Genomic DNA, 7,320 nt, shown 5'->3' on the forward strand with positions numbered 1-7,320 from the left:
GCCGTTCATATACATAGATATCTATGTATATGAACAAAAAAACTTCTGCTCCTAACCTTTAAACAAGCTTCTCATACATCTTTAATGCATTGTATAGAGAGCAGCATATAAAGCTAAAAACGGAAGAAAGAGTATGTCGACAGTTAAAACCGTCTAACAATCATAGACAATAAGTTCTCCAACTGCTCTGACTGTTCCTCAGACAGATGTGCATAGATCATCTGATTAATCTGATTCGACACTTCGCGGAAGATCGGCTCAAGCCGCTTCCCTTTGTCCGTTAGACGAATCATCGTTATCCGGCTGTCCTCAGAACTCTTGCTGCGTTCGACATAACCCAGCTTTTCCAGCTTGTTGACCAGCACCGTCACTGTTGGCTGTGTACGCTGAACGCGTTCAGCCAACATTTTGATCGATAATGTCTCTTCCCGGTACAAGAACATCAGGACATCTCCATGGGAAGGAACGATGCCTGTTACTTCATGCTGTTCCAGTTCGTAAACAATTCGTTTGTTCACATGGTCTCTGATGCGTGCAATCATTGCAAAAGCGTTGTGTTTTAACATAATTGTATTATACATAGATATCTATGTATTTTCAACTCCTCATTTTTAGACTATATAAGTTAAACTAAAGATTTTACACGGCCCACTCCGATGACAGAATAACCTGGAGAGTAGCGGTTATCCCCAGATTTTTTGGATTCCCTTTTCCAAAGGGGAAAATCCGGTGATAAAGGCGAAGCGTATGCTTCCGATGCTAGCTTTCTTTCAGAAAGCTTTTAGCTCCGCTTTTTCAGGTTTTTTTCTGTCCTCTCCGTTATTGTGTAAAAGAATAGTTCAACTTATATACAATTCATAATTCCAAGCAAAGTGACACGGCCCTTGTACTCTCATACTTGAAGGTATGGGAGTACAAGGGCCGTACATGGTTACAACAGTTTAGGTCACAGAAGATTAGTTTGCACATTAATAGCCGTTACTTTCGTTCTTTACCTTATCGTTATTTAATCCAGTGTGTAATTTGCTCAATAGACTGACGTGATTTCTCCCGATGAGGATCTTCTGCACGGTAACCAAAGGCTGCCATCACTGACACATCCCATGCGCCGTTCTCTAACAGTCCTGCATCTTCCAGAATACGATGCACCTCTGCATAATTGTATCCTTCGATAGGACAAGAATCGATGCCAATCTGAGCCGCTACAGTCATCATATTGCCAAGGGCAATGTATGTCTGTTTAGATGCCCAGTCGAATAATGTTTTCGCGTTTTGAAGCAGACCTTGATTGTTCTGAAATTTACCATAGGCTTCACTTGTCAGCTTGAATACATCATCAGGCATGCCCTGAACCTCTTTCAGCATGTACTCTGCATAAGGAGAGCTGTAGCTGGCATCCGTTCGAGCCAAGATCACAATGAAGTGACTGGCTGTGGCTAGCTGCCGCTGTGCACCGGACGACACCTCGGACAAGCGCTGACGGAAATCGGGATTTTGTACAATGAGAAACTTCCAGGGTTCGAATCCGATGGAACTTGGAGACAAGCGACCTGTTTCAAGGATGAAAGCGAAGTCTTCTTCTGTAATTTTGCGTGACGCATCAAATAGCTTTGTTGCATGACGAAACTTAAATGCCTGCAAAATCTCTTCTTTTTTCTTTGTCTTTCCAGTAACATCCACTCTTCTCCACGTCCTTTGCTTTATATATTATATGCTGAACCTGCATAGCTATAGATTTCGTTTGCTGTTTATGGCTCAGGTATCAGTTTAGATGTTATGCTCCAGATTGAAAAGTACGTACCTTATTGTGCCCTGGTTCCTAAAAGTAAGGATAGCTTACATTACTAAATTGCGTCATTACTTAAAATACTTAATTAAAATCTTGCGTTCTACCTTAGTGATCATTGTGATACGCCCATCTTCTTTGTACCGAACCTCAAAAGCATCTTTTGCACCGCGCTCAAATGTAACTGTATCTATTTTTTCAGCATCTCGGTGGAGCCTGTAGTCGTCAAGATCTACATTAAAAATATTTTTCACAAATGCCCCAACCCGCTCTCTAAGAAGATTCTCATCCATATTTATTAACTGATCCTGGTAAGCCTCCATCTGTTCCGGACTGTTTATTTGGGGATAACCATAATCATTTGAATCTCCCACCATATATCTCGATCCGTTTTTGGCTTCTGTTATTTTCACAAAATAATTATCACTAAATGAGAAAAAAGTTGAATCTTCACCAATTTCATCATCTTTAATTCGACTAGCATCATCTAGGTTAAAGTTAGCTTTACCTGAGAACACCTCAATCGCCCTTTTCGCCTTTGCCACTTCAGTTCGGGATATCTGGTCTGGTCTTAACTCACCTGTAATGGATATCGCTTGATCTTGCCGCCAAATAATCTCTCCGTAACTATTACCTTCGCGTAAATCTAATACAGTGTAGTTCGTCGGCTCCGTTTTCCCTTGTTGCATTCCCACGGTTCTTCTAACTTTCACAGGTTGAAGTGTAGGTATCATACCCATGCCCTCCAGAAGTGAAGGAATCTGTCGTGTATATCGATGTTCCAGCTTACTTGGCTGCATCTCGGCTCTCATCTGCACTTCACGAAGGTTGCCCGTCTTGGCGTCCAGCCAGATTTGGGCGTAATCTGCTCCTTTCTCCTGACCTGCTTCGACGTATATTCTGCCAGACACAGGCAGATCTTGTACTTTGGTAATGCGTAGCTGTTTGCCCAGATCATCTCTCATCGTCATCGCAACATTCTTTTTCATCTGATCGGTAAGGATATCGACATTCAGGTGATCTGTAAACAACAGAGCAGAAGCTGGATTGATCTGTTCCATCAACGGTTTCGCGAGTTGCCCGTCGTGCCAATTCCACATAAATAGCCCGCCTGCGATAACCAATGCACTCAACCCTGCAACGAGAATGCCTCTACGACTTTTTCTATGACGTTGATGTCTTGGGCCAAATTTAGTGGCTGCAGCTTGATCTTTAACTTGAACTTTATCTTTAACTGCATTTGTGTCTGTATCTGTGTATTCTCTTAATGAATTGGAGAGGCAATTAGAGCGTTCCAATGACGACTCTACAGGGCTCATTTCACTCATTTCCTCTTCCTTCCTGCTTACCGTTCGTATCTGCTGCACCTGCTGCAGCACCTTACGCTTGTGATCTTCAGTAAAAGGAGACGTTGCAAACGGCCCTTTACGGATTTCCTTTTCCCATTGATCATCCTCATGTTTCATTCGCTTCTCTCCTCCCACTGCTTTCGAACCTTATCCTTAGCCCGGGATAGCCGTGATTTCACGGTTCCTTGGCTAATTCGTAACATATCTGCGATCTCCACCGTTGTAAGTTCATACCTCAGATGCAACAGAAGAATCTCCCGAAACTTCTCCGGTAGTGCCAGCACGATATCCCAAATTTCATTGATATGTACTTTACGAATCACTTCTATCTCGGCAGATGGATAAGCTGATCGTTCTCGCATCGTTTTTCTTGATCCGGATTGATCTCCTTGATCTGACTCTAACGACAACGTTTCTCCCCATAAGCTGCTTCGGAAAAACCTCGACTTTCGGTATGTAAACGTTGTGTTCCTCGTAATTGTTAGAAGCCATGTTTTGATCGAGCAATCTCCCCGATAGTTCGCGATTCCTGTGTATGCCCGGACAAACACTTCCTGTGACAAATCATCTGCTTGCTCCGTATTTCTAGTTAAAAAATAAATATAATTCCACACATCATTGCCGTAATCGTGCATCAGGCTGGCAAGTGTGTCATTGTTGATGGTCTGGGCCTCTGCCAGAAACGAATAGTCCAACGAATGTTCACCTCACTTAATACGACTAAACGGAATGTCATCCGGTTCCCTAATTTACACAATATTCTTTATATTTTAGCAAAAAAATAAAAAACAGCATGTCCAGATACACTGAACACGCCATCGTAAAACGTTGAATAATGTACATATAAGATTCATCATTATTTCTTCATTGCTACAATCATCAGAAACATCGGTCTTCGATTCTCATCAGACATCCCTGGGACCTGCTCCATCATCTCCAAAGAAGGTTTGGATTCTGCCACTTGTTGAATGATGAACCCCGCACCAATCAATTCATTCAGATGTGTAGCCATCGTCCGATGATACTTCACCACATCATGATCCAAAAAGTTTGCGATCCGCTGTCCTTGCTCATGATAATGATCCACAGGCCAATGCAGTTTCTCCCCTTGAGCATCATAATGCCAATCTTGCTCCGCACGAGCGGTGAATATCGGATGTTCAACAGATAGAATGAACGTTCCACCTGTGACTAGACAATGATTAATTTTACGATACACGTCATGCAAATGTTTAATGTAATGCAGAGCAAGCGAGCTAATAACCACATCGAACTGATTCTTGTCAAAATGAATATCTTCGATGGCCGTCTGCCGATACTCAATCTGTAGATCATTCGTCAGCTCACGCGCACGCCGCAGCATATTTTCGGATAAGTCTACACCGATGACAGAACTCGCCTGTTGTTCACGCGCATATCGGCAATGCCAGCCAAAACCGCAACCCAAATCAAGTACTCGCTTATCCTTTAAATCGGGTAATAAGGTTTGTAATTCATGCCATTCCCCAGCTGCATCTAACCCTTCAACGGAGCGAGCCATCTTACTATAATTCTGAAAAAATGCCTTATCATCGTATTTATTTTGCTTCATGTGATCTTACCTCCCTCCCCGGTCTTCTCTCATACTCTATCAAATAAACGGTATGAATTTCGGAAAAGTTGCCATTTGAATTGTACTCGTGTTATTATACAGAACGAACGTTCAGTATAATATATAGGTATAAACTTTTTAAACTTACTAACGGAGGTCATTATGAGTACAAATTGGACACATCCACTTGAGAGGCAAACGGTAGGCAAAGCTTTTATCAGCTATCTGGTGCCCTCTGTTCTGGGGATGCTGGTCATCGCATTTAACTTTATTATCGACGGCATTATGGTTGGGCATAAACTGGGGTCAACCGCTATGGCAGGCATCGGCATTGCTTCCCCTGTCTACACCCTATTCGTGGCAATGTCTCTATGGATCGGCATGGGCGGAGCTACGTTATACTCTAATCATATGGGCAGGAAAGAAAATCAGAAGGCCAAAGAAGTGTTTACCAAATCCATTATTCTCATTTCGCTGGTCACAGTGGTTATTGGTTACACGGCCTTCACATTCAAAGATAAACTCGTATATGCATTGGGTGCAAATGCAGATACTTTTCCCTTCGCATCTGATTATATGAATATCATGTTGCTTTTCGGGTTTGTTTTTACGATCGAAAATGCATTATCCGTTTTTGTTCGCAACGATGGCGGTCCAAACACCTCAATGTATGCCCAGATTACCTTTGCTGTAGCTAACATTGTGATCAATTATATTACCTTATATGTGCTGGAGTGGGGAGTACGCGGGGTTGCACTTGGTACGATTGTCTCAGCTGCTTTGGCACTGCTCGTGCTGTTCAGTCATTTTTTCAAAAAGTCCAATAATCTTACATTCACAAGGTTCACATGGAGTACCAAATTGCTTTGCATGATCGCACTTATTGGCTTTCCCAGCTTCCTGGCTGAACTCGGTATGTCCGTCTTTTCGGTCTCACATAACATCTCAACGGAGCGGATTGGAGGTACGGATGGTGTTGCCTCGTTTACGGTTTTAAATTACATCCACGGGGTTGTCTTAATGGCATTCCTTGGTCTGGCTTCTGCTGCGCAGCCCCTAATCAGTTATTATCACGGTGCACAGCGAATGGAACAAGTGCAGGAAACGATTCGTATTGCCGTCAAAACAGCCTTAACCTGCGGTGTGGTTCTGCTTCTCATCGTTCAAGTTGGAGCACCTTATTTTGTGCAAATCTTTGGTAACTTCAGTAGCAGTGTAACTGATAATGCGGTCTACGGTTTGCGTATTTTCACCATTGCTTATGTATTCATGGGAGTAAATTTTGTTATGAGCACGTACTTCCAGTCCATAGGTAACGCTAAAATGGCGATCTGGATTACAGCCGCACGCGAGATGATTATCATGATTGCTTTGATTGCTATTCTCCCTTCGTTCCTGGGTGTTACTGGGGTATGGCTAGCTGTACCTTTATCCGAAATGATTGTTCTAATCACGATAGCACTCTATTATCGCAAACGCTCACTCACTGAGCGGGTCAACGCATTAGACTCTGAGTAGCTATAATGGATTAAATAAACGTATATAGCTCTGCTCAGTCATATAGATCGGGCAGGCTTTTGTACATTTGAAGCAAATCTAATCGGCATCGAAATAGCGAATCAATCATTATTATTAACGGTAGTTTGAATCCTAAAGCTATAAAGAATGTGAATAATATATGAATAAAGTATATATTTAACAAATATAGGATATATAAACCGCTATAACAATTGTATATATTTGTAAAATGTAGTATGGTTGTCTTGTCAAACAAATACGGCGCTAGATATCCCCTCACTTTTATCCTAGGAAATGACTGTGAGGAAAGCTACTGCGAGTATGATTAATCTCATTTTTTATATATGAAAAGGAGATGTTTGATTGTGAGAAAATATCAAAAAACGGCAATTTCAGCTCTCTCTTGCATGGCTCTACTCCTAGCATCGGTTCCAGCAGCATCTGCTAATGAAACGTCTATGCCTGTAATGCCTTCACAAGATGGTCAGATCCTGCATGAACAAGAACTTTCTATTTATGCCCAGAACTTTATAGTAGAGTATTTCGATGGAGGTTACTCAACAGATATATATTTAAGCGGAAATGTTACATTTACTTTTCTTCCTCGCACGACTGGAGAATATGTCTTTAACGTTGAAGATATGAGTGGAAATCTGAAGGGGAGTGGACGAGTAATCGCATCAGACTTGAGAACAAAAACCATCACTTTAGGAAATCTGAAAGGTTACCATAAAATCGTAGCTTATTCACCTAATGGCGGGGGTGGAGATTACCAAATTCGCTTTTAAAATATACTAAGTTGTATCAACGTCTATTTGTATCCTTATTCGGTGCCATTCAGAGCGAGGAAAGACCTATCGACTTTCACTCAATTCTTTATACACAATGTAGCATGAACATAATGAAACAAAAAGACACACCTGATTTTCATCAAGTGTGTCTTTACTTTGCTTGGCGGCGTCCTACTCTCCCAGGACCCTGCGGTCCAAGTACCATCGGCGCTAGAGGGCTTAACGGTCGTGTTCGGGATGGGTACGTGTGGAACCCCTCCGCCATCGCCACCAAACGAGCATTTG

General features: G+C 42.1%; 7 protein-coding genes and 1 rRNA gene. 2 read left to right on the forward strand and 6 right to left on the reverse strand.

The window, feature by feature from the left end; genetic code table 11:
• Positions 1–143: 143 nt before the first annotated feature.
• From M3629_RS26470 to M3629_RS26490, 5 genes are all read right to left on the reverse strand, one after another.
• The gene (locus M3629_RS26470; RefSeq protein ID WP_251511704.1) at positions 144–566 is read right to left on the reverse strand and encodes a MarR family winged helix-turn-helix transcriptional regulator; all 423 of its coding nucleotides are present in this window, start codon (positions 564–566) and stop codon (positions 144–146) included.
• A 436-nt stretch (positions 567–1,002) separates the two neighbouring features.
• Complete coding sequence (locus M3629_RS26475; protein ID WP_251511706.1) at positions 1,003–1,680, reverse strand: NAD(P)H-dependent oxidoreductase; 678 nt, start codon at positions 1,678–1,680, stop codon at positions 1,003–1,005.
• A 177-nt stretch (positions 1,681–1,857) separates the two neighbouring features.
• Positions 1,858–3,252, reverse strand: a complete 1,395-nt coding sequence (locus M3629_RS26480; RefSeq protein ID WP_251511709.1) for a hypothetical protein — start codon at positions 3,250–3,252, stop codon at positions 1,858–1,860.
• Positions 3,249–3,830 carry an RNA polymerase sigma factor gene (locus M3629_RS26485; protein ID WP_251511712.1) on the reverse strand — a complete coding sequence of 194 codons (582 nt, stop codon included), beginning with the start codon at positions 3,828–3,830 and terminating at the stop codon, positions 3,249–3,251. Before M3629_RS26485 ends, M3629_RS26480 begins: the two co-directional genes overlap by 4 nt.
• A gap of 161 nt (positions 3,831–3,991) precedes the next feature.
• Positions 3,992–4,726: a class I SAM-dependent methyltransferase gene (locus M3629_RS26490; RefSeq protein WP_251511715.1), complete on the reverse strand. Its 735-nt coding sequence runs from the start codon at positions 4,724–4,726 to the stop codon at positions 3,992–3,994.
• A 162-nt stretch (positions 4,727–4,888) separates the two neighbouring features.
• Here M3629_RS26490 and M3629_RS26495 point away from each other — a divergent pair, with 162 nt between their 5' ends.
• Together M3629_RS26495 and M3629_RS26500 are read left to right on the forward strand one after the other, a co-directional pair.
• Entirely contained in the window at positions 4,889–6,244 is a 1,356-nt protein-coding gene (locus M3629_RS26495) for an MATE family efflux transporter (protein WP_251511718.1), read from the forward strand.
• 365 nt (positions 6,245–6,609) lie between these two features.
• Entirely contained in the window at positions 6,610–7,032 is a 423-nt protein-coding gene (locus tag M3629_RS26500) for a hypothetical protein (RefSeq protein WP_251511721.1), read from the forward strand.
• 161 nt (positions 7,033–7,193) lie between these two features.
• On the opposite strand, the gene rrf is transcribed toward M3629_RS26500, so the two are convergent.
• A 5S ribosomal RNA gene (gene rrf, locus M3629_RS26505) occupies positions 7,194–7,310 on the reverse strand.
• Positions 7,311–7,320: the final 10 nt, after the last annotated feature.

This window comes from Paenibacillus polysaccharolyticus, assembly GCF_023714295.1.
Lineage (GTDB): Bacteria > Bacillota > Bacilli > Paenibacillales > Paenibacillaceae > Paenibacillus > Paenibacillus polysaccharolyticus_A.

What these genes read in the sequence shown, in the direction of transcription:
- M3629_RS26470 (WP_251511704.1), bottom strand. Translation starts at nt 566, where the DNA reads ATGTTAAAACACAACGCTTTTGCAATGATTGCACGCATCAGAGACCAT.
- M3629_RS26495 (WP_251511718.1), top strand. Translation starts at nt 4,889, where the DNA reads ATGAGTACAAATTGGACACATCCACTTGAGAGGCAAACGGTAGGCAAA.
- M3629_RS26490 (WP_251511715.1), bottom strand. Translation starts at nt 4,726, where the DNA reads ATGAAGCAAAATAAATACGATGATAAGGCATTTTTTCAGAATTATAGT.
- M3629_RS26480 (WP_251511709.1), bottom strand. Translation starts at nt 3,252, where the DNA reads ATGAAACATGAGGATGATCAATGGGAAAAGGAAATCCGTAAAGGGCCG.